This window comes from Pseudarthrobacter sp. NPDC059871, assembly GCF_042731175.1.
In the GTDB taxonomy this organism is placed as follows: domain Bacteria; phylum Actinomycetota; class Actinomycetes; order Actinomycetales; family Micrococcaceae; genus Arthrobacter.
In genome coordinates this window covers 192,493-214,247 of sequence record NZ_JBHWJV010000005.1, presented here as the reverse complement: position 1 = coordinate 214,247, position 21,755 = coordinate 192,493, and the positions used below count along the sequence as shown (strand labels likewise).

The window sequence follows — 21,755 nt, the reverse complement described above, 5'->3', positions numbered from 1 at the left end:
TAAGATGGATCAGATAACCACCCGACGGACCCGGCCCTTCCGTGGGCTGCTGAAAGTAGCGCGCACCATGCCATCCCAACCGGACGAGAGTGCGGCACTGGCAATACAGACCCCCGCCATCAACGACCGCTCGCTCGCGGCCGGGCTTGCCTATGCCATGGGCAGCCGGGTCACCGGGATATCGTTCGACGCCGGCACCGGGCTCATGCTGGGCAAGGTCAGGGGAAGCGCGGACACACCGTATTCCACCACCGCCAAGCTGGTCCGCAAGGGCGGCGGGTGGAGCTGCACGGTGGGTGTGTGCAGCTGCCCGGTGCGGAAAGACTGCAAGCACGTTGCGGCCCTGCTGTTCGCGGCTGAAGACAACCCGGCAACACGGGTCCAGCTGCTGGCCCCGTCAACGTCCACGCAGGTCTCGCACCAGCCCGGCGGGGCTGTCCTGTCGGACTGGGAGCAGGCCCTGAACCCGCTGATTGCCAAGCCGGGATCGGCTCCTTCGGGCAGCGGGGTGCCGCTGGCGCTGCAGTTCGAGGTCGAAGAACCTGCCCCGCACTTCTCCTACACCGGCCGGCGGGACCCGGTGCGCAGCGTCCGGCAGCTCAAGGCCCGGCCTGTGATCATGGGCGCCAAGGGCAAGTGGATCCGCGGCGACGTCTCCTGGAATACCCTGAACTACCTGAATTTCCGGCGGGAATCGAACCAGGAACACGTGGAGTGGCTGCAGGAGTTCCTGGCCTCCCACTCGGCGGCGGCCAGCCGGATGCACAACGCCTCCGGGCTGTGGCTGGGGCTGAACTCCTACTCGGGGAAGAACCTGTGGAGCCTGCTGGCCGACGCCCGGAAGATCGGGCTCGTCCTGGTCAACTCGCGCGGCTCTGAGCCCGTGCGGCTCGCCGAGGCGCCTGCCGCCGTCGCGCTTTCCCTTAGCCGGTACGGCGCGCCCGATACCGAGCCCGCCACCCCGGCCAGCAGTACGTCCGACGGCGGACTGGAGCTGGCGCCCACCATCACCGTGGAGGGCGAAGAGATCGATCCGGCGGCCGCGGGGACCATCGGCCGGCCCGCGCACGGGATCTTCTTCACCACCGGGGAGGCCTCGCTGCCGGGCGTACCCGATCCGGACGGCATCCTCACGCTGGCCCCGCTGGAGAGCGGGCTCAGCGAGGAACTGCTGGCGTTCGTCACAACCGGCAGCACGCTGCACATCCCGGCGAAGGATGAATCGAGATTCCTCACCGGCTTCTACCCCAAACTGAAGCAGACCGCGCGGGTCACGGCCCGGGACGAATCGGTGGAGCTGCCCACGCTTGCCGTTCCGTCGCTGTCCCTGCTGGCGAACTACGGCAACGACCACCGGGTCCGGCTGCACTGGGAATGGCACTACAAGAGCGGCAACCACGTGACAGCCCAGCCGCTGTGGCGCCACCCGGGTGACCAGGGCTACCGCGACGACACCGCGGAGTCCCGCATTCTGGAAGGCATCGGGCAGCCGTGGGACGTTGTGGCCGCGCTGGGCGAGTCCTCCACCGGCGGCTGGGGCACTCCCCGGCTGGCGGCCTCCGCCGAGCTGAAGGGACTGGACACCCTCGCCTTCACCGAGGAGGTACTGCCGCGGCTGCGTGAAGCACGGGACGTGGACGTGGAGACGGCCGGTGACATCGCGGACTACCGCGAGGCCGAGGAAGCGCCGGTGGTGTCCATCTCCACCAAAGCCACCGAGCAGCGCGACTGGTTCGACCTCGGCATCCAGATTTCGCTGGAAGGCCAGCCGGTGTCCTTCGCCGCAGTGTTCTCCGCCCTGGCGTCCGGGCAGACCAAAATGCTGCTGCCCAGCGGCGCGTACTTCTCCCTGGACCTGCCGGAACTGCACCAGCTGCGCGCCCTCATCGAAGAAGCCCGTTCGCTGCAGGACAACAAGGATGCGCCGCTGCAGATCAGCCGGTTCCAGGCCGGGCTCTGGGATGAGCTGGCGCACCTGGGGATCGTGGACCAGCAGGCGGCCACGTGGCGCTCTGCGGTGGGCGGCCTCCTGGAGGGCGGCATTGACGGGCTGCCGCTGCCGGCTTCCCTGAACGCCGAGCTCCGCCCGTACCAGCTTGAAGGGTTCAACTGGCTCAGTTTCCTGTACAAGCACAGCCTGGGCGGAGTCCTCGCGGACGACATGGGCCTCGGCAAGACCGTGCAGGCGCTCGCCCTGATGTGCGCGGCGAAGGAACTGGCTGTCGAGGCCGCCGCGGCGCTCCCGGACGCTCCGGTTTCGGGGGCAGCGGTTTCGGCGGCCGCGGTTCCGCAGGATCCGGCCGCGGCTGGTGGCTCGTCCGACGACGGCCCTGGCACGCCGGGTGCGCAGCCTTCGGAAACCCGGCCCGCCGCCGCCGCGCCCTTCCTCGTGGTGGCCCCCACCAGCGTGGTGGGCAACTGGGCGCTCGAAGCCGCCCGCTTCGCCCCTGGCCTCACCGTCCGCGCGGTGGGAGAGACCTTCGCCAAGAGCGGGCAGGACGTGGCGGATTCGTTGGGCGGGGCCGACGTCGTGATCACCTCCTACGCGCTGTTCCGGATCGACTACGAGTCGTATGCCTCCCGCGAGTGGTCCGGACTGGTGCTGGATGAAGCGCAGTTTGTAAAGAACCACCAGTCCAAGGCGTACCAGTGTGCCCGGAAGTTACCGGCGGCCTTCAAGCTGGCCATCACCGGCACCCCGCTGGAGAACAACCTGATGGAGTTCTGGGCGCTGACGTCCATCGTGGCCCCGGGCCTGTTTTCCAGCCCCAAGCGCTTCGCCGAGTACTACCAGAAGCCGGTGGAAAAGAACGGCGACAAGGGCCAGCTGGAGAAGCTCCGGCGCCGGGTCCGGCCGCTGATGATGCGGCGCACCAAGGACCAGGTGATCAAGGACCTGCCGCCCAAGCAGGAGCAGATCCTGGAAGTGGTGCTGAACCCGCGGCACCAGAAGGTCTACCAGACGCACCTGCAGCGCGAGCGGCAGAAGATCCTGGGGCTGATCGAGGATGTGAACAAGAACAGGTTCACCATCTTCCAGTCGCTGACGCTGCTGCGGCAGCTCAGCCTGGACGTCTCGCTGGTGGATCCTGCCTTGTCCGCGGTGCGGTCCTCGAAGCTGGATGTCCTCTTCGAGCAGCTCGAGGACCTCGTGGCAGAGGGGCACCGGGCCCTGATCTTCAGCCAGTTCACCGGGTTCCTGGGCAAGGTCCGGGAGCGGCTGGACGAGGAGGAAATCGAGTACTGCTACCTCGACGGCGGCACCCGGAACCGTGCCGACGTGGTCAGCGAATTTAAGAACGGCAGCGCCCCGGTGTTCCTGATTTCGCTGAAGGCCGGTGGATTCGGGCTCAACCTCACCGAGGCCGACTACGTCTTCCTGCTCGATCCGTGGTGGAACCCTGCGTCCGAGGCACAGGCCGTGGACCGGACCCACAGGATCGGCCAGGCCCGGAATGTGATGGTGTACCGCCTGGTCGCCAAGGACACCATCGAGGAGAAGGTCATGGCGCTGAAGACCCGGAAGTCGCAGCTGTTCGCCGACGTCATGGAGGGCGATGCCCTGTCCGGCGGCGCCATCACTGCCGAGGACCTGGCGGGGCTGTTCAAGGAGTAAGACTCCCGCGGCTGCTCCGGTTTCGACCCGCATACGCATTTTCGACGCGCACATCCGGTGTCGCGGCCCGGATCTGCGGCGCGCCAGCGAATCTGCGCAGCGCCAACGCATTCACGCGTCCGAAATCGCCGTCTATGCTGGTATCCAACCGAAAACTACAACGTTGGAGAACACGTGCCCCAGCCACAGCAGGCCGAGCAACTTGCCCCTGATGCGCCGGCCCCGGCAGCCCCGCACGCCCTCCCGCATCTGAGTCCTGACGCGTTCACGGTCCCCTACCGCGATCCCGTCTGGGACGGCCCCACCGATCCCATCCTGGTGGCCGACCACCTGGCCAACGAGTGGGTGCTGCTCTACACCCAGCGCCGCGCCACCGCTCCGGGACTGACCGGCGTCGAGTGGGTGCACGGGACCGGCATCGGCGTCGCCAGATCGTCCGACGGCGGCGCAACCTGGCGCTACCAGGGCACCGCGGAGGGCCTCATCCCGCCCGGAACGGACCTGCCGGCAACCCTCTGGGCGCCCGACGTCGTGCGCATCGGGGACCAGTGGATCATGTACCTTTCCGTACTCGGCGGACGGCGCACGGACTGGACGGGGAAGGCCGAAATCATCCAGTTCGCCAGCCGGGACCTCAACCATTGGGAGTACCTCGGCCCCATCGACCTCGACTCCCCCAGGGTCATCGACGCCGCAGTGGCACGGTGCGGGGACGGCCGCTACCGGCTCTGGTACAAGGACGAGACCCGGGGTTCGAACACCTACAGCGCGGTCAGCGACACCCCGGAAGACCCGGCGTCGTGGGACCTTGAAGGCATGGCGATCCCAGGACGCCCGCATGAGGGACCCAAGGTCTTCCGGCTGGGCGGCAGCTACTGGATGATCGTGGACGAATGGCGCGGCCAGGCCGTCTACCGTTCCGAAGATGCCGCCGGCGCCTGGACCCGGCAGGAACACCTGGGCGGGTTGATCCTCACGGCGCCGGAAACCGTGGATGGGCGGCCCGTCGTCGGACGCCATGCGGACGTGGTCCCGCTACCCGTTGCGCCTGCAGCAGGAACGGACGACGGCGGCGCGCAGCAGGCGCTGCTGGTCTACTTCACGCACCCGCACTGGGGCGGTGAGGACATTGGCACCATGGCACCGGACCCGCGCACCCATCTGAGCCACGTCCGCGCAGCGGTGCTGGAGGTCCGTGACGGCATCCTGGTGTGCACCGAACGCTAGGGGCCGCGGGAACGCGGCAGGCCACCCCGGCCAGCCGCCGCAGGCATGGCGAACGCAAAGCGAAGGCATGGCGAAGGGCCAAACCCTGGAACTATAAGCCGGTACTTGCCGGCACCGGTCCAAGGTTTGGCCCTGACTCGTGCACTGGGACGCGCGCTCAACTGCGGGTTGAGCAGGATACCGGGCGCCGCCCCCAGCAGGCGGGCGCCCGGTAGCTGATGCGGGTCCGGGTTGCGCCGGACCCTTCGGGTTAGACCCGCTGCGGCGAGCCCAGGTCCACCGGGTCTTCGTCCGTCAGGTAGGCCAGCTCGGAGTGTGCCGCGAGGTCGATGCCGCGCAGTTCGTCCTCGGGCTTGATGCGGAGGCCGCCCATGGTCTTGTCCAGGATCTTCGCCAGGATCCAGGTGATGCCGAACGAGTAGGCCAGCACCGTGACGGTGGCGAGGGCCTGGACTCCCAGCAGTTCGAATCCGCCTCCGTAGAAGAGGCCGCTGACCCCGTTGGGGGCGGCGTCGGTGGCGAAGAGGCCGATCAGCAGGGTGCCCAGGATGCCGCCCACCAGGTGGACGCCAACGACGTCGAGCGAGTCATCGAAGCCCAGCCGGAACTTCAGCTCGATGGCCAGCGAGCAGACGGCGCCTGCAATGGCACCGATGGCCACGGCACCGAGCGGGCTGACCGCACCACAGGCCGGGGTAATGGCCACCAGAGCCGAGATCAGGCCGGACGCGGCGCCCATGCTGGTGGCGGCGCCGTGCCGGAACCGCTCAACCAGTGCCCAGGCCAGCAGGCCGGCGGACGCGGCCACGGCCGTGTTCAGGAAGACCACCGACGCCGAGTGCCCGGCGGAAAGTGCGGAGCCGGCGTTGAAGCCGAACCAGCCCACCCACAGCAGGCCTGCGCCCACCAGGACCAGCGGCCGGCTGTGCGGCTTGGCGTGTTCCACCTTGGGCCAGCCGGAGCTCTTGCCGAGGACAAGGGCCAAGGCCAGGGCGGCTGCGCCGGCATTCATGTGCACTGCGGTGCCGCCGGCGAAGTCGATGGCCTTGATGCCGTTGGCGATCCAGCCGCCCACCGTGCTGCCGTCCGCGGAGTTGAAGGCGAACACCCAGTGGGCGATGGGGAAGTAGACGATGGTGGCCCAGATGCCGGCGAACACCATCCACGCGCCGAACTTCATGCGGCCCGCGGCGGCACCTGCAACCAGCGCAGTGGTGACGCAGGCGAAGAACAGCTGGAACGCGGCGAACAGGATGACCGGGATGGACGCCTCCTTGTCCTCGGCCATCAGCTGTCCCATGCCGGGGAACTCGGTGACGTCACCGATCAGTCCCAGCCCGCCCACGGAGTTGCCGAAGGCCATTGAGTACCCGAAGAGTGCCCACAGGACGGCCACCAGGCTGGCGCCGCCAAAGCACATCATCATCATGTTGAGAATGCGGCGCGACCCCACCATGCCCCCGTAAAAGAGTGCGAGGGCGGGAATCATCATGCAGACCAGTGCCGAGCTGGCCAATATCCAAGCGACATTTCCCGAATCCATGGGAAACCCCTTTCGTGATGCGACGAAGAGAACGGAAAATTTTGCCGTCAGAAACCGCTCCGGCGGAAGGGACGCGGGGTCTGTGCCATCTTCAGCGGAGGGCGGCAGTTTGCCGTCGTGATCCAACTGTATGGCGGGCATTTCGGGCTGGGTTTCGGGCGTGTTAAATGCTGGTTTCAGTCATCCACGCGCGAGTTTCAGGAGTAACAGGGCAGGCGAAAATGCCCGGTATTGCGGGGTTTCTACGCAGCTGCCGAAGCTATTTGGCGGAGATGGCCAGGAAGCTGATGGGGAGGTCCAGCAGCTCCAGCGGGCCGTGGGGTCCTTCGCCGTCCAGCAGCAGGGAATCGCCGGCTTCCATGGCGTATTCGTAGGAGCCGTGGCCGTAGACCATCCGGCCCGAGAGCATGTAGATGAACTCGGTGCCCGGGTGCTGGAACAGCGGAAACACGTCGCTGGCGTCCGTAAGGGTCACCAGGGTTGGTTCCAGGGCGTCGGTGTGGCCCTTGAGGGTTCCCAGCACACGGTATTCGTGGCCGTGCTGGGTTCCGCTGCGGACCGTCAGGCTGCCTTGGCCGCTCTTGGTGAACGTGGCGTCACGGTCCGTGTCCGCACCGCGGAACAGTGCCGTGACGGGGACTTTCAGCCCGTCCGCCAGCCGCTGCAGGGTGGTCAGGGAACAGGAGGTGGTGGCGGTTTCCACCCGCGAGATCATGGCCTTGGACAGTCCCGTGCGGGCCGCGAGTTCTGCCGAGGAGAGACCGGCCGCGGTGCGGTAGTGCCGGACCTGCGCGGCGATGACCTGCTCCAGCTTCCCGGTGACCTGGTCTGCGACGGCCTCGGCGTGCTGGTCTTCTGCGCGGTCCCCGGCCTGTTCGGTCATGGTTGCCATCTTAGGCGGGCCGCGCGGGCTCCGGAGTACGACGCCGGCGCTAGCCAAGGACGCGGGCCTCGCCCAGGAGCCCGGCCAGGGAGTCCGCCAGGGCAACGGCGCCGGCTTCGGCGTCCCGGTCCTCCACCAGTTCGTCGGGCGAATGCGAGACGCCGGTGGGGTTACGGACGAACAGCATGGCCGTGGGCAGGTGCGCCGCCAGCACCCCGGCGTCGTGCCCTGCACCGGTGGCCAGCACCGGGGCGGCAGGCAGGAGCTGCTGCAGCCGGTCCCGGAGGCCGCCGTCGAAATGTACCGTGGGGCTCAGCGACTCCATGGTGAGGGCGGCGGAACAGCCTTCCTCGGCGGCGAGGACCTGGGCGTTCAGTCCGATGGCCTCCACCAGTGCAGCGGTGACCGAATCCTCCGGGTGCCTGACGTCGATCCAGATGTCAACCCGGGAGGCTATGACGTTGGTGCCGCCGGGGACGGGCTGCAGCCGGCCCACCGTGGCGCGGGCGTCACGGTACTTGCGGGCGGTGTCGCGGATGCCCACCACCACCTTGCTGGCCGCGATCATGGGGTCCCTTCGGTCCTTCATGAGTGTGGTGCCGGCGTGGTTGCCCTCGCCGGAGATGGCCAGTTTCCAGCGGCCGTGGCCCAGGATGGACGAGCCAACCGCCACCGGCTGGTCCAGGTCGATCAGGCCTCGCCCCTGTTCAACGTGCAGCTCAACGAACAGTCCCAACTGCTGCAGCGCCTTGAAGTCGGCGCCGATGAACCGCGGGTCCTGTCCGCTGGCTGCTGCGACGTCGGCATAAGTGTTGCCGTCCGGATCGCGGAGGTTGCGGGCCTTGTTGGGGTCGAGTTCGCCCGTGAGGAGCCGCGAGCCCAGGCAGGCGATGCCGAACCGCGAGCCCTCCTCTTCCGGAAACACAGCTATCGCCAGGGGGCGGCGGGGGCGGAAGTTGCGTGCTTTGAGGAGGTCGACGGCCACCAGTGCTGAGGCGACCCCCAGCGGACCATCGTATTCGCCGCCTCCGGGGACGGAATCGAGGTGGCTGCCAGTGGCCACGGCGTCCTTCCGTACGCCCGTCGCCGTGTCCCACCAGGCCCAGATGATGCCGTTGGCGTCGGTGTGGACGTCCAGCCCGCGCCGGGCGGCCTGCTCGATGAACCAGCTCCGCAGGTCCGTTTCGGCGGTGGAGAACACCGGGCGGGAGTAGCCGCCGCGCGTCCTGTCACGCCCGACGCCGGCAATGTCGTTCAGCAGGCCGGCAACGGTGGGTGCGCCGGTGGTTTCGGCGGGTACGGCGGGCGGCGCGGGTGCTGTCTGGGGAAGGCTCACGGGGATCCGTTCTACGTGGTGAGTGCTGGCAAGGTGGCGCCGCGGAACCGTTCCGGAACGGCCGCTGCGCCGGTGGCCAGGTCCGCTGCCCACTGTCCGATCAGCGGGGCGAACTTGGCGCCATGCCCGGAGCAGGGCGAAACGACGGTGAGGTTGTCTGCCCGGTCGATGAGGAAGTCCTCGGTGGGGGTGTTGGTGAACAGGCAGGTGGTTTCGGCGTACGGTTCGGGGTCCAGGCCCGGCAGGTAACGGCTGACGTAGTCCACCACGCGGGCGCGGTTGGCGGGGTCCACCCGGCCGGTCTGGTCTGCGGCAGACGGGATCAGCGGTCCGCCGTTGTACTCGGCCACCTTCTGGCCGGCGAATCCGGCGTCGCGGCCGCCGGGGAGCCCGTAGGCCTGGATGTCGGCGGCCTTGTGGATGAACGTGGGCCAGGTGGCGGAAAAGCCGGAGCCCTCCCGGTACCTGAAGTGGAAGGCCTGCTCCTGGCGGACCGTGAATTCCGGCAAACCGGCGAGGAACCCGGCCGGCAGTGGCAGGGAGTCCAGCAGCCGGGGCAGCCAGCCGCCGGCGCTGATCACCACGTTGCCGGCGTCGAGCGTTTCCCCTGTGGCGGAGTGGAGCCGGTAGCCGGCGCCGGTACCGCTGCCCAGGCGTTCCACCCGCTGCAGGGTCCATCCGGTCAGCAGCCGGGCGCCGTTGCGGACCGCGAGCGCCACCATCGCCTTCACGGACGTTTCGGCGTCGATGACCCCTGCCCCGGGGTGCCAAAGGACCTCGGTATCGAACGCGATCTGCGGCCAGCGGTGGCGGGCTTCGGCGGCGGAGAGCAGCTCGTGGTCAATCCCGGCCCCGGCCAGGACGCCTGCCAGGAGGGCGGGCTGCCGCGTGGGGCCGTAGTCCACCGCGCCGAAGGGTGTGATCAGTTCGGTTCCCGTTTCTGCGGCCAGGCCGTCCCAGAGGGCTTTCGAGTCCAGCACGGCCTGCGTGTAGAAGGGGTCCGGGTAGGCATAGCGGAAGATCCTGGCGGAGCCGTGGGAGCTGGCGTCGTGTGCGGCCGGGACGTCACGCTCCAGCAGGGTGACCTGGTGCCCGCGGGCGGCCAGCTGCCAGGCGGTGGCGGCACCGGCCAGGCCGGCGCCCACCACCACATAGTCCGACGGACCTGACGCCTCGCCCGCTAAACCGCCGCCGGCCTCCCCGGATGGTCCGCCAAGGGCGCCGCCTGCCATCAGAAGCTTCCCTGCACGCCGGGGATCCAGCTGGTTCCGGCCAGGGGCACGCGGGCCATGGCGGAGGCCTCGATGGTCAGTGCAACCAGGTCCTCGGGTTCCAGGTTGTGCAGGTGGGACTTGCCGCAGGCGCGGGCAATCGTTTGGGCTTCCATGGTGAGGACGCGGAGGTAGTTGGCCAGGCGCCGCCCTGCGGCCACCGGGTCCAGGCGGGAGGACAGCTCCGGGTCCTGGGTGGTGATGCCGGCGGGGTCCCGGCCGTCCTGGAAGTCGTCGTAGAAGCCGGCCGCGGACCCCAACGAGGCGTATTCTGCGGCGTAACGGGGATCGTTGTCGCCCAGGGCAATCAGCGCGGCGGTGCCGATGGCCACGGCATCCGCACCCAGGGCCATGGCTTTGGCCACGTCGGCACCGGTGCGGATGCCGCCGGAGACGATCAGCTGGACCTTGCGGTGGACGCCGAGTTCCTGCAGCGCCTGCACAGCCTGCGGGATGGCGGCCAGCGTGGGGATGCCTACGTTCTCGATGAACACCTGCTGTGTCGCTGCCGTGCCGCCCTGCATGCCGTCCACCACCACCACGTCCGCACCGGACTTCACGGCGAGCGCGGTGTCGTAGTACGGCCGGGACGCGCCGATCTTGACGTAGATGGGGGTTTTCCAGTCGGTGATTTCGCGCAGTTCGCCGATCTTGATTTCGAGGTCGTCCGGGCCGGTCCAGTCCGGGTGGCGGCTGGCGGAGCGCTGGTCGATGCCCACGGGCAGGGTGCGCATCCCTGCTACGCGTTCGGTGATTTTCTGGCCGAGGAGCATGCCGCCGCCGCCGGGCTTGGCGCCTTGGCCGAGCACGATCTCGATGGCGTCGGCCTTGCGGAGGTCGTCCGGGTTCATCCCGTACCGGGACGGAAGGTACTGGTAAACGAGGTGCTTGGACTGGCCGCGTTCCTCAGGCGTCATGCCGCCGTCGCCTGTGGTGGTGGACGTTCCCACCTCCGAAGCGCCACGGCCCAGTGCTTCCTTGGCGTTGGCGGACAGGGCACCGAAGCTCATGCCGGCGATGGTCACCGGGGTCTGCAGGTGCAGCGGTCGGGTAGCGTGCCGGTCGCCGAGGACCACGTCGGTATCGCACTTTTCGCGGTAGCCCTCCAGCGGGTAGCGGGACATCGAGGCGCCGAGGAACAGCAGGTCGTCGAAGTGCGGGAGCTGGCGCTTGGCGCCCCAGCCGCGGATGTCGTAGACGCCGGTGGAGGCGGCGCGCTGGATGTCCGCGATGGTGGCGCGGTCGAAGGTGGCGGACTCGCGGAGACCGAGTGCAGCGATGTCGGAAGCAGCCAGGTTCTGGGCGGGAGCTGCAGCAGGTGCCTGGGCGGGTGCGGGGAGGGAGGTGATGGTCACGGGGGCCTCCTAGTAGGCGGTCGAGTTGTCGACGTGGAAGTGGTAGAGGTTCCGGGCGGAGCCATAGCGCTTGAAGTCGGCCGGGTTGTCGGTGCGGCCGGCGGCTGCGAGGAGTTCGGCGAGCTCTGCGAGGTGCTCTTCGCGGAGCGGCTTTTCGATGCAGTCCGCGCCGAGTGAGGCCACGGTTCCCTTGACGTAGATCCGGGCCTCGTAGATCGAGTCGCCCAGGGCGTCACCGGCGTCACCGCAGACCACCAGACGGCCGGCCTGCGCCATGAATGCGGACATGTGGCCGATGTTGCCGCCCACCACGATGTCCACGCCCTTCATCGAGATGCCGCAGCGTGCCCCGGCGTTGCCGTCGATGACCACCAGGCCGCCGTGGCCGGTGGCGGCGGCGGACTGGGACGCGTCACCGGTTACGTGGACGCGGCCGGACATGATGTTCTCGGCCAGCCCGACGCCGGCATTGCCGTTGACGGTGACGCTGCCCTTTTGGTGCATCCCGGCTGCGTAATAGCCCGCATGGCCTTCGATGGTCACGGCCACGCGGGCGGTGATGCCGACCGCGAGGCTGTGCTTGCCGCCGGGGCTGGTCACGGTCCAGGACTGGCCGTCCACGGCGTCATGCAGGGCCTGGTTGAGGCTGCGGACCGGCGCGTTGGCGAGGTCCACTACTGTGGGTGCGGCCCCGCCGTCGGACGCCGCGGGTGCAGCTGTTTCAGGCGCAGCGGTTTCGGGGGCTGTCAGAGTGACCATGTGTAGACCTTTCCGGGTTCCGGTTCAAAGATGCGGGCGTTGTCGATGCCGGGCAGGGCTGCCAGGGCGCGGTATTCGGAGGCCATGGCCACGTAGTCGTCCGTTTCGGCGATGATGGCGGGCTTGCAGGCGATGGGGTCGCGGACCACTGCCATGCTGTCCGCCGTGGTGACCACCAGGGTGTAGAAGCCGTCCAGGACCTTGCCCAGGTTCACCAGTGCTTCCTCGAGGGTGTCGCCCTGTTTCAGCCGGGAGGCGACGTAGCGGGCGCCCACCTCGGTGTCGTTCTCGGAGTCGAACACCACGCCTTCACGCTTGAGCTCGCGCCGGACGGTGGCGTGGTTGGAGAAGGAGCCGTTGTGCACCAGGCAGAGGTCGTCGGCCACGGAGAACGGGTGCGAGCCGCCGGCGGTGACGGCCGATTCGGTGGCCATCCGGGTGTGGGACAGGCCCTGGCTTCCGGCCATCGCCTCCAGCCCGTGGTGGGCGGCGATCTCCATCGGGTGGCCCACGCTCTTCATCACGGCCACGTGTTCGCCCCGGCCAATGATGGTGGCGCCGGGCACGGTTTCGGTGACGGCCTTCACCAGCAGGTCGGTCCCGACGGCGGCGCTCACCAGGGTGGTGTCGCCCACCACCTGCACCGCTGCCTGTGCGTCCGACGCAAGGAGCGCCGCGACGCCTGCGGTGAGTGCCGACGTCGGGATCCCCTGGTCCGCGCCGAGCAGGCTCAGCGTTGAGGTGCCCGGGGAGACCAGGCCCGGCGTGTTGTAGACCGCGAGTCCGGCGGAGTCCGGGCCGCGGTCAACGATCTGGCAGAGCATCGAGGACAGCAGGCTGCCCATCTGGGGGTGCAGCGAGGGATTGCGCAGCTGCAGCGCGGCGATTCCGCACATGGAAAGTCCTTTGCTTGGGTTCTTGGTGGCGGGGTGGAGAGCTAGATGGACGTGAGGTAGGTCCGGATTTCCCAGTCGCTGACCTGGTTGTGCCAGCTGAGGAACTCGTCTTCCTTGGCGTCGGCGTAGTACGCGCCGATGGCGGCGTCGCCGCTGAGGCTGGCCAGGATGACCGGGTCCCTGCGGAGCGCTTCGACGGCGTGCAGCAGCGTGGCGGGCAGGAGGTGGGCGTCCGGCCTGGATTCCCCCGGGCCGGACGGCGTGCCCGGGTCGATCGACCTCTCCACCCCGTCCAGGCCGGCTGCAACGGTTGAGGCGATGGCCAGGTACGGGTTGGCGGAACCGTCGCCGGAGCGCAGTTCGATCCTGTTGTTGTCCGGCACGCGGATCATATGGGTGCGGTCATTGCCACCGTACGATGCCTTCCGCGGCGACCAGGTGGCGCCGGAGGAGCTGGTGGTGGCGCCGGTGCGCTTGTAGGAATTCACCGTGGGGGCGAGGAAGGCCTGCAGCGCCGGGGCGTGGTCCAGGACGCCGCCGATGAACGAGTAGGCGAGGCCGGACAGCCCAAGGCCGCGGCCGCCGTCGTCCGCTGTATCTCCCGCCTCCGGGAACAGGGCCGCACCGTCGGACCACAGCGAGAGGTGGAAATGCAGGCCCGTGCCGGTGCGGTCCGTGAACGGTTTGGGCATGAACGTGGCGGTCATGCCGCGCTGTTCGGCCAGGATGTTCAGGATGTAGCGGAGCGAGACCACGCGGTCGGCCGTTGTGAGCGCGTCGGCGTAGTTGAAGTTCTGCTCGAACTGGCCGGCGGCGTCCTCATGGTCGTTGGCGTAGTTGCCCCAGCCCAGGCTGTTCATCGCCTCGGAGATGGCGGTCAGGTGTTCGTACATGCGGGTGACACCGCGGGCGTCGTAGCAGGGCCGGGGCGAATCGTCGCGGGCGTCGGCGGTGCTCAGCGTCCCGTCGTCGTTCCTGTTGACCAGGAAGTACTCCACCTCCGCGCCCACCTTGGCCTGCATGCCCTGGTCCGCGAGGCGAGCCAGCGCGTTCTTGAGGATGACGCGCGGGGCGTAGGGCCAGGGCTTGCCGTTGACGTGCGGATCGCAGTGGATGATGGCCAGGCCCTCCTTGATGAACGGCACCGGGGTGAAGGACGTGAGATCCGGGACGGCGATGAGGTCCGCGTCCTGGGGCTTCTGGCCGATGAGCCCCGCGGCGTAGCCGGCGAAGCCCATGGCACCCTTTTCGAGTTCGTCTGCGGCTTCCACCGGGACCAGCTTGGCGCAGGGCTTGCCGGTCATGTCCACGAACGTGGCCAGGAGGAAGCGGACGTTGTGGGCACGGGCGATGTCCGCGAGGGAAATGGTGGGTGCGTCGGCGGGAGTCTCCTGGCGGGCTGCCGGCGGCTCGGTGCGTGCGGACGTGGTGTACTCCGCCGCTGGGGTTACAGCAGGGGTTGCGACACTGGTCATCGAAACATTCCTGTCCGGGTTGGTGTTAGCTAATAGTAAACCTTGTTGCACCAGAGTATCCAAGCGGCGTTTCATGCGTCGGGCGGGGAGGTTAACTCGACGTTTCTCCGGACTCACGGTTTCGGCAGGCTGCTCGCTCCCGGGCTTGTTCGCGGGCCAGAACCGTCAAGGTTCGGACTTGCGAACACGCCTCGGAAATGTGGAGTATTCGCCCCTGCCATCCCTTATTCGCGGCGTGCCCGAGGGCTCGTCGTGGACTCGGGAATAGCAATCTCAACTATCTGCTTGACGGATGGCTGCCATAGCTAATTAGTGCTTCCCCGAATACATGAAGTGGATCACAGTTGTTACAGGACCTGCAGCAAACCGATAGCAGCCAGTACACAGAAGGAATTCAACGTGGAAACTCCCCTCTCCCATCTTGCCCACCTTGAGATCACCACCCCCGACGTCGAAACCTCAGCCAAGTTCTACGAGGAAAAGTTCGGGATGCGCATCATCGACCGCGTGGATGGCAACGTCTACCTGCGCTGCTGGGGCGACTACTACCGCTACAGCCTGGTCATCACCGAAGGCCCGGAAGCCACCCTCGGCCGCATGGCTTGGCGCACCAACTCCCAAGACGCGCTGGAAGCGGCAGCAGCCCGCGTTGAATCCACCGGAGTCCAGGGCACCTGGACCGCCGGCGGCCACGGCTACGGCAAGGCCTACGAGTTCACCGGCCCCTACGGCCACCACATGCGCCTGTTCTATGAGGTGGAAAAGTTCGTGGCCGAGCCCGGTTTCGAGTCCACCTACCCGGACCGCCCCGAGCGCCGCAGCAGCCACGCTGCCGCACCGCGCTTCCTTGACCACGTCACGGTCGCCACGCAGGATGTCCGCGGCTTTGCCAAGTGGTACAACGAGGCCCTCGGCTTCCGCGTCATGGCGTTCGTGGACCTGGACGAAGCCCCCATCACCGTCTTCTCGGTCCTGACCACCAACGAAAAGTCCCACGACCTCGGCGTCGTCCTGGACACCTCCAACCGCCCCGGCCGCGTCAACCACATCGCCTTCTGGGTGGACGCCACCGAGGACCTGCTCCGCACCGCTGACGTCATGATGGAAAACGGCACCCCCATGGAATACGGCCCCTCCATCCACGGCGTGGGCGAGCAGAACTTCCTCTACTTCCGTGATCCCTCCGGCATGCGGGTCGAGCTGAACTCCGGCGGCTACCGCAACTATGTCCCGGACTGGCAGGCCAACACCTGGAAGCCGTCCGAAGGCTCAAACAACTTCTACAAGAACGGCGCAATGCCGCACTCCATGACCGAATCCTTCCCGCCGGCCGAAGGCTTCACCGCCACGGAGGAAGGCGCCTCCCCGGAAATGAAGGAAGCGCTCCTGAACCCCTACGCCCAGCAGGGCCGGGGCTAAGTCGCCATGGCTGACACCACGTATTCACTCATCCGCTTCCAGGAACCCGGTGACAGCAAGGCCCGCGCGGGCCTGCTCGTTGACGACCGTGTCCTGCCGCTGGATTCGGACATCAATTCCCTGATCCAGCACTGGGACAGCATGGAAGCGGAGCTGGACGCCCTGGCTGCCTCCGCAGGCGGGGACACCGGCCTGGACCGCACCGCCGTCGAAATCCTTGCACCCGTTGAGCCGGCCCAGGTCCTGCAGACCGGCGCGAACTACCGCAAGCACGTCATTGACCTGGCAGTGGCACATCGCGAGGAAGGGCAGGATGCGGAGGAAGTCCGTGCCAAGACGGCAGCCATGATGGACAAGCGCGCGGGCCAGGGCACGCCGTACTTCTTCATCGGGCTCCCGACGGCGGTCGCTTCCGCCACGGATGACCTCACCTTGCCGTCCTACTCCACGTCCAACGACTGGGAACTGGAACTTGCGGCAGTGATCGGCAAGACAGCGTTCCGGGTGACCCCCGAGGAAGCGCTCGAGCATGTGTTCGGCTACACCATGGTCAACGACATCACCACCCGTGAATATGTGTTCCGCAAGGACATGCCCGCCATCGGTTCGGACTGGTACCGCGCCAAGAACGCCCCCGGCTTCCTGCCCACCGGCCCCCTTCTGGTGCCGGCCAAGTTCTTCGGCGACCCCCAGGACGTCCAGGTGACGCTGAAGCTCAACGGCAAGGCCATGCAGGACGAATCAACCCAGGACATGATCTTCGGCGTGGCCAAGCTGGTCAGCGAGGCATCGCAGATCATGCCGCTGCGCGCTGGCGACCTGGTCCTCACCGGCAGCCCGGCCGGCAACGGACAGCACTGGGGCCGGCTCCTCCAGGACGGCGACGTCATGGAAGGCACCATCACCGGCCTGGGCACCCAGCTCATCCACTGCAAGGACGAAACCACCACCGAAAGCAGCAAGCAGTGACCGCCCAGGACACAGCACCCGGCACCGGGGAATCAGCCACTGATTCCCCGGTGATCCGGCGTGAAGACCCGCTCGGCAGCATCCGCGCCATGGCCGCGGCCCACAACAACTGGGGCCGCTGGGGCAACGACGACGCGTTGGGCACCCTGAACTTCATCGACGCGGCCAAACGGGTCGAAGCCGCCACCCTGGTGAAGACGGGCGAGGCGTTCTCGCTGTCCCAGCCGTTCGACACCAACGGCCCGCAGAAAGGCTGGCGCCGCCGCACCAACCCGGTCCACACCATGACGGACACCGGAGTGGACGCCGAACGCGGCAACCAGGGTTTCCCCCACGGATTCGGCGGGGCGGACGACGTGATCGCCATGCCGCTGCAGTGCTCCACCCAGTGGGACGGCCTGGGCCACATCTTCGACCAGGGCAAGGCCTGGAACGGCCGCGCCGCCGGCGATGTGGTGACCTCCGAAGGCGACCTGGTCACCGGCATCGAAACAGCCGCCGCCAAGATCGCCACCCGGGGTGTGCTTCTCGACGTCGGCCGCGCCCTGGGCCCGACGCTGGGCCGGGACGACGGCGAACTGCCCGACGGCTTCGCCATCACCCCGGAACACCTCCAGCGGACCATCGAGCTGCAGGGACCGAGCTCCCAAGTGCGCCGCGGTGACATCGTGGTGATCCGCACCGGCCAGTACACCCGCGTCCGGCGCGGCGGCTGGGGCGACTACGCCGGCGGCGCCGCTCCCGGGCTGTCCTTCAGCACAGCCCCCTGGTTGCACCGCAGCGAAATCGCCGGGATCGCCACCGACACCTGGGGCTTCGAGGTCCGCCCCAACGAGTTCGACGGCGCGTTTCAGCCCCTCCACCAGATCGCCATCCCCAACCTGGGACTGTTCCTAGGCGAGATGTGGGATCCGGACGCCCTCGCGGAAGCGTGCGCGGCGGACGGCAGGTACGACTTCCTGCTCACCGCGGCGCCTCTTCCCATCACCGGCGCCGTCGGCTCACCCGTCAACCCGATCGCCCTTCGCTAACAGCACCCGGGTGGGTTCACTCAACAATCACCAGTAACGCCGTCAATACAAGGGAGTCAGCGATGGCAGCAGTACAGAACGTCGGAATCGTTGGGGCGGGGGCCGCCGGGCTGGCCGCTGCCATCATCCTGGCCGATGCAGGAATCCGGGTGGAGATCCTGGAAAAGGCAGAGGCCCCGCAGATTCTCGGGTCCGGAATCACCCTGCAGGGGAACGCCCTCCGGGTCCTCCGGCAGCTCGGCGTCTGGGACCAGGTGGAGGCCAAGGGCTACGGGTTCAGCACCCTGGGCCTGCGCGCCCCGGACCCCAACGGCACAGTCCTGGCAGTCCTTGAGGACATCCGTACCGGCGGTGATGACCTTCCGGCCACCATGGGCATGTACCGGCCGGATCTCACCGCCATCCTCCGCGAACGCGCCGAGCAGGCGGGCGCACGCATCAGTTACGGCAAGAGCGTCACGGAGATCACGGACCACGGCGGGTCTGTCACCGTACGCTCGGCCGATGGCACCGCCGCCAGCTACGACCTCCTGATCGGCGCTGACGGGCTGCACTCCGCCGTCCGCAAGGCGATCGGCATCGACGTCGAGCCCAGGCCCACGGGCATGGGCATCTGGCGCGCGTTCGTCGAGCGGCCCGAAGAAGTGGTCCGCACCGACCTCACGTACGGCGGCCCCTGCTTCATCGCCGGCTACTGCCCCACGGGCCCGGACACCATCTACGCCTACCTGGTGGAAAAGGCGCAGGAGCGCAAACATGAGGACGGCCCCCGCATCATGGCCGAACTCGCCGCAGCCTACGGCGGACCGTGGAACGGGATCCGCGACACCCTGGACCACAGCGCCCGCATCAACTACACCTGGTTCACCACCCACCTCGTCGACGGACCGTGGAACCGCGGCCGCACCGTCATCATCGGCGACGCCGCGCACAGCTGCCCGCCCACAGTGGCCCAGGGCGCTGCCATGGCTTTGGAGGACGCCGCTGTCCTGGCCGAACTGCTGATCCATGCCGACCACGTCACCGAAACCCTGTTCAAGGAGTTCACCGACCGCCGCCTGGACCGTGCCAAAGCAGTGGTCAACGCTTCGGTCCAGCTGGGCCAATGGATGCTCGACGGCGTCCGCGACGCCGATGTGCCGGGCCTGATGTACTCACTTTCCACCATGTTGAAGGACCCCGCATGAGCAACCTTTCCCCGGACGCGCCATCCCCCATCATCGACGTCCACGCCCACATCCTGCTCCCGGCCCTGCAGCAGCTGGTGGCTGAGGCCGACCCCGAGGGCTTCGGTGCCCAGCAGGGGCTGGAGGTGCGTCGCAACGGGCCCGAATCGATGGCCGCGTCCGGGAAAATGATCAAGGAGCGGTGGCCGCAGCTGACGGACCTGGACCGCCGGCTTGCTGACATGGACGCCCAGGGCGTGGACGTGCAGCTGGTCTCGCCCTCGCCGTCGCACTTCTACTACTTTGCCGGCGAGGAACTCTCGCTCCAGCTGGCCCGTTCAGCCAACCAGGCCGTGCGGGACTTCGTGGACCGCGCCCCGGACAGGCTCAACGGCCTGGGCCTGGTTCCGCTGCAACACCCGCACCTCATGGTGGAAGCCCTGGAACACGCAGTACTGGCGTGCGGGCTGCTTGGCGTGGAAATCGGTTCTTTCGCCGCCACTCCCGGCGGGGACCGCACCACCGTTGAGCTGAGTGACGCACGGCTGGAACCGTTCTGGTCCCGGGCCGAGGAGCTTGGCGCCCTGGTGTTCCTGCACCCGTTCGGCTGCTCACTGGATGAGCGGCTGGACCGCTTCTACCTCGCCAACACGGTCTCGCAGCCCGCCGAAAACGCCGTGGCCCTGTCCCATCTGATCTTCTCCGGCGCCCTGGACCGCCATCCGGACCTCAAGGTCCTGGCCGCACACGGGGGCGGGTACCTGCCCACCACCCTGGGCCGCTCCGACCGCGCCTGGCGGGTCCGGCCCGAGGCACACGGGTGCGCCGAACCGCCGTCGTCCTACCTGAAAAAGCTCTACTTCGATTCCCTGGTGCACAGTCCCGCCGAGCTGCAGGCGCTTGTGGCCGCCGCCAGCCCGGGCCAGGTGCTGCTCGGCTCCGACTACCCGTTCGACATGGGCTCAGACCAGCCTGTGGCGGAGGTTGTCGATGCGCAGCTCCCGGCGGAAGACCAGTCCAAGGTCCTCGCCGGAAACGCCGCCGCCCTTGGCATCACCCCAGCGTCCGCCCGTACCGCCAGCCGCACAGCCTAAGGAACAGATTCATGGTCAAGATTGCCCGGTGGAATCACGACGGCGGGACGGAGTCCGGCTTTGTCAGCGACGGCGCCTGCCATCCACTGCCCGCGGGCCAGGACGTGCAAACCCTGCTGGACGCCGGATTGGAGGAGACGCTGGCCATTGCCCGGCGGACCATCGGCTCCGGCCCGGCGGTTCCGCTGGCGCACGTGCAGCTGATCGCGCCGCTGGCGCCGGCCACCATCCGCGACTTCGTGGCCTTCGAAGAGCATGTTGAGGGAGTCCGCAAGAGCATCGACGGCGTCGCCGGCGTGGTCCCCGAATGGTTCGAGGCACCCACGTTCTACTTCACCAACCCGCACACCGTGACCGGCACCGGCGAGGTGATTGGGATCCCGGCCGGGTGCGTGGACCTGGACTTCGAGACTGAGGTGGCTGCCGTCGTCGGACGCGTTCCCGGCAGCGACGGCCGGAACCTGGACGCGGACACAGCGCACCGGCACATCTTCGGCTACACCATCCTTAACGACTGGTCCGCCCGCGATTTGCAGCGGCGGGAGATGAAAGTCAGCCTGGGGCCGTGCAAGGGCAAGGATTTCGCCAACACCCTGGGCCCATGGATCGTCACCGCGGACGAGTTCGAGGACCGGCATGACGCCGAGGGTTTCCTGCCCATCTCCATGTCCGTGGAAGTCAACGGCGAACAGATCGGCCGGGACCTGCTCTCCAACATGGGCTGGCCGTTCGCCGAACTGGTGGCTTATGCCTCCCAGGACTCGGTGGTTCGGCCGGGCGACGTGCTCGGCTCCGGAACCTGCGGCAGCGGCTGCCTGGCCGAGCTCTGGGGCCGCAACGGCTCCCAAACGCCCCCACCACTGAAAACCGGCGACGTGGTGCGCATGACCGTCCAAGGCATCGGAAGCATTGAAAACACCGTGGGCACCCGGCGCGAGGCCCTGACCAGGGTCCCCGCCCGGACCCGTCCACGCAACCGGGTCGCTGCTGCGGCTCCTTCCGGAATCTAGGGGTTTCCCTCCAGCGCTGCGCGGGTGACGGCTCAGGCGTCTTCCGCGGCAGTGCCAGCGGCCGGAGCGCCAGCGTCTGCGGCGAGGGCTTTCCGCCGGCGGGAAACCTGGATTGCGATGGCGGTGGGGATCGCGGCCAAAGCGGCGATCCGCATCCACGGCCGGTCCAGGACATGGCCGGTCAGCGCATCCAGGGAGTAAGGTCCGGAGCCCCCAATCGTGAATGCGGCGGCGGCCAGGCCCAGCACGGCCGGGTACTCGAGGCCGCCTTCCTGGGCGAAGAAACCGTTTGGAGCATGGACGCTGGCCGCTACGCCCATGGTGGTTGCGGCAGCGGCGCCGGCGGCAGGGGTGGCCAACCCCAGGGCCAAGGCAAGCCCGGCTCCTGCTTCACCTACACCCGCAAGGACGGCGCTTGTTTTAGCGGGGCGGAACCCCATGGCGTGCATGCCCTTGCTGGTGCCCTCAACGCCTCCCCCGCCGAACCAGCCAAAGAGCTTTTGGGATCCGTGAGCCACAAGCACTCCTCCCAAAGCCACCCGGAACAGGGTCTGCGCGGCGGCTGCCGCCTCAGGGCTGGTGGTTGCATTGCTCATGGCAGTCCTCCTGGAGTTTGTTTGAGTCGCTGCACGGCTCGTTCCAGCACGAGTCTACGGCTGCGCAACCACCCCGTCACAGGGATGAATCATGCAGGGCCCCCAGGGA

Annotated in this window: 17 protein-coding genes; 8 read left to right on the top strand and 9 right to left on the bottom strand. The window is 68.0% G+C overall.

What is annotated here, in order from left to right:
* Nucleotides 1-67 precede the first annotated feature (67 nt).
* Together ACFV4R_RS09105 and ACFV4R_RS09100 are read left to right on the top strand one after the other, a co-directional pair.
* Entirely contained in the window at nt 68-3,616 is a 3,549-nt protein-coding gene (locus ACFV4R_RS09105; protein WP_377202030.1) for an SNF2-related protein, read from the top strand.
* Between the two features lie 174 nt (nt 3,617-3,790).
* A complete protein-coding gene (locus ACFV4R_RS09100; protein ID WP_377202029.1) occupies nt 3,791-4,843 on the top strand; it encodes a glycoside hydrolase in 1,053 nt (350 codons plus the stop codon).
* Between the two features lie 250 nt (nt 4,844-5,093).
* On the opposite strand, the gene ACFV4R_RS09095 is transcribed toward ACFV4R_RS09100, so the two are convergent.
* The 8 genes from ACFV4R_RS09095 to glnT all read right to left on the bottom strand — a co-directional run bounded on the left by ACFV4R_RS09095 (nt 5,094) and on the right by glnT (nt 14,361).
* Nucleotides 5,094-6,386: an ammonium transporter gene (locus ACFV4R_RS09095; protein WP_377202028.1), complete on the bottom strand. Its 1,293-nt coding sequence runs from the start codon at nt 6,384-6,386 to the stop codon at nt 5,094-5,096.
* A 259-nt stretch (nt 6,387-6,645) separates the two neighbouring features.
* Nucleotides 6,646-7,269: a helix-turn-helix domain-containing protein gene (locus ACFV4R_RS09090; RefSeq protein ID WP_377202027.1), complete on the bottom strand. Its 624-nt coding sequence runs from the start codon at nt 7,267-7,269 to the stop codon at nt 6,646-6,648.
* A 49-nt stretch (nt 7,270-7,318) separates the two neighbouring features.
* Nucleotides 7,319-8,605, bottom strand: a complete 1,287-nt coding sequence (locus ACFV4R_RS09085; RefSeq protein WP_377202026.1) for an allantoate amidohydrolase — start codon at nt 8,603-8,605, stop codon at nt 7,319-7,321.
* Nucleotides 8,606-8,616: 11 nt separating this feature from the next.
* The gene (locus ACFV4R_RS09080; protein WP_377202025.1) at nt 8,617-9,837 is read right to left on the bottom strand and encodes an FAD-dependent oxidoreductase; all 1,221 of its coding nucleotides are present in this window, start codon (nt 9,835-9,837) and stop codon (nt 8,617-8,619) included.
* A complete protein-coding gene (locus ACFV4R_RS09075) occupies nt 9,837-11,231 on the bottom strand; it encodes an FMN-binding glutamate synthase family protein (RefSeq protein ID WP_377202024.1) in 1,395 nt (464 codons plus the stop codon). The genes ACFV4R_RS09080 and ACFV4R_RS09075 overlap by 1 nt, the downstream gene beginning before the upstream one ends.
* Before the next feature lie 9 nt (nt 11,232-11,240).
* Nucleotides 11,241-11,990 (bottom strand): protein glxC, encoded by a 750-nt coding sequence (locus ACFV4R_RS09070; protein ID WP_377202023.1) that lies wholly within the window; start codon nt 11,988-11,990, stop codon nt 11,241-11,243.
* Nucleotides 11,978-12,886 carry a glutamine amidotransferase gene (locus tag ACFV4R_RS09065; RefSeq protein WP_377202022.1) on the bottom strand — a complete coding sequence of 303 codons (909 nt, stop codon included), beginning with the start codon at nt 12,884-12,886 and terminating at the stop codon, nt 11,978-11,980. Before ACFV4R_RS09065 ends, ACFV4R_RS09070 begins: the two co-directional genes overlap by 13 nt.
* Nucleotides 12,887-12,927: 41 nt before the next feature.
* Nucleotides 12,928-14,361, bottom strand: coding sequence for a type III glutamate--ammonia ligase (glnT, locus tag ACFV4R_RS09060; protein WP_377202021.1), 1,434 nt, complete (start codon nt 14,359-14,361; stop codon nt 12,928-12,930).
* A 399-nt stretch (nt 14,362-14,760) separates the two neighbouring features.
* On the opposite strand from glnT, the gene ACFV4R_RS09055 reads away from it, so the two are divergent.
* The 6 genes from ACFV4R_RS09055 to ACFV4R_RS09030 all read left to right on the top strand — a co-directional run bounded on the left by ACFV4R_RS09055 (nt 14,761) and on the right by ACFV4R_RS09030 (nt 21,050).
* Nucleotides 14,761-15,780, top strand: coding sequence for a VOC family protein (locus tag ACFV4R_RS09055; RefSeq protein ID WP_377202020.1), 1,020 nt, complete (start codon nt 14,761-14,763; stop codon nt 15,778-15,780).
* A 6-nt stretch (nt 15,781-15,786) separates the two neighbouring features.
* The gene (locus ACFV4R_RS09050) at nt 15,787-16,749 is read left to right on the top strand and encodes a fumarylacetoacetate hydrolase family protein (RefSeq protein ID WP_377202019.1); all 963 of its coding nucleotides are present in this window, start codon (nt 15,787-15,789) and stop codon (nt 16,747-16,749) included.
* Nucleotides 16,746-17,780: a cyclase family protein gene (locus ACFV4R_RS09045; protein WP_377202018.1), complete on the top strand. Its 1,035-nt coding sequence runs from the start codon at nt 16,746-16,748 to the stop codon at nt 17,778-17,780. Before ACFV4R_RS09050 ends, ACFV4R_RS09045 begins: the two co-directional genes overlap by 4 nt.
* A gap of 62 nt (nt 17,781-17,842) precedes the next feature.
* Nucleotides 17,843-18,967 (top strand): FAD-dependent monooxygenase, encoded by a 1,125-nt coding sequence (locus tag ACFV4R_RS09040; protein ID WP_377202017.1) that lies wholly within the window; start codon nt 17,843-17,845, stop codon nt 18,965-18,967.
* On the top strand, nt 18,964-20,040 hold the full coding sequence (locus tag ACFV4R_RS09035) for an amidohydrolase family protein (RefSeq protein WP_377202016.1): 1,077 nt from the start codon (nt 18,964-18,966) through the stop codon (nt 20,038-20,040). Before ACFV4R_RS09040 ends, ACFV4R_RS09035 begins: the two co-directional genes overlap by 4 nt.
* Before the next feature lie 11 nt (nt 20,041-20,051).
* Nucleotides 20,052-21,050 (top strand): fumarylacetoacetate hydrolase family protein, encoded by a 999-nt coding sequence (locus ACFV4R_RS09030; protein ID WP_377202015.1) that lies wholly within the window; start codon nt 20,052-20,054, stop codon nt 21,048-21,050.
* A 32-nt stretch (nt 21,051-21,082) separates the two neighbouring features.
* Here the strand turns inward: ACFV4R_RS09030 and ACFV4R_RS09025 are convergent, their stop codons facing one another.
* The gene (locus ACFV4R_RS09025; protein WP_377202014.1) at nt 21,083-21,646 is read right to left on the bottom strand and encodes a DoxX family protein; all 564 of its coding nucleotides are present in this window, start codon (nt 21,644-21,646) and stop codon (nt 21,083-21,085) included.
* Between the last annotated feature and the right edge of the window lie 109 nt (nt 21,647-21,755).

What these genes read in the sequence shown, in the direction of transcription:
- ACFV4R_RS09105 (WP_377202030.1), top strand. Translation starts at nt 68, where the DNA reads ATGCCATCCCAACCGGACGAGAGTGCGGCACTGGCAATACAGACCCCC.
- ACFV4R_RS09040 (WP_377202017.1), top strand. Translation starts at nt 17,843, where the DNA reads ATGGCAGCAGTACAGAACGTCGGAATCGTTGGGGCGGGGGCCGCCGGG.
- ACFV4R_RS09080 (WP_377202025.1), bottom strand. Translation starts at nt 9,837, where the DNA reads ATGGCAGGCGGCGCCCTTGGCGGACCATCCGGGGAGGCCGGCGGCGGT.
- ACFV4R_RS09090 (WP_377202027.1), bottom strand. Translation starts at nt 7,269, where the DNA reads ATGACCGAACAGGCCGGGGACCGCGCAGAAGACCAGCACGCCGAGGCC.
- ACFV4R_RS09025 (WP_377202014.1), bottom strand. Translation starts at nt 21,646, where the DNA reads ATGAGCAATGCAACCACCAGCCCTGAGGCGGCAGCCGCCGCGCAGACC.
- ACFV4R_RS09035 (WP_377202016.1), top strand. Translation starts at nt 18,964, where the DNA reads ATGAGCAACCTTTCCCCGGACGCGCCATCCCCCATCATCGACGTCCAC.
- ACFV4R_RS09095 (WP_377202028.1), bottom strand. Translation starts at nt 6,386, where the DNA reads ATGGATTCGGGAAATGTCGCTTGGATATTGGCCAGCTCGGCACTGGTC.
- ACFV4R_RS09070 (WP_377202023.1), bottom strand. Translation starts at nt 11,990, where the DNA reads ATGGTCACTCTGACAGCCCCCGAAACCGCTGCGCCTGAAACAGCTGCA.
- ACFV4R_RS09065 (WP_377202022.1), bottom strand. Translation starts at nt 12,886, where the DNA reads ATGTGCGGAATCGCCGCGCTGCAGCTGCGCAATCCCTCGCTGCACCCC.
- ACFV4R_RS09030 (WP_377202015.1), top strand. Translation starts at nt 20,052, where the DNA reads ATGGTCAAGATTGCCCGGTGGAATCACGACGGCGGGACGGAGTCCGGC.
- glnT (WP_377202021.1), bottom strand. Translation starts at nt 14,361, where the DNA reads ATGACCAGTGTCGCAACCCCTGCTGTAACCCCAGCGGCGGAGTACACC.
- ACFV4R_RS09050 (WP_377202019.1), top strand. Translation starts at nt 15,787, where the DNA reads ATGGCTGACACCACGTATTCACTCATCCGCTTCCAGGAACCCGGTGAC.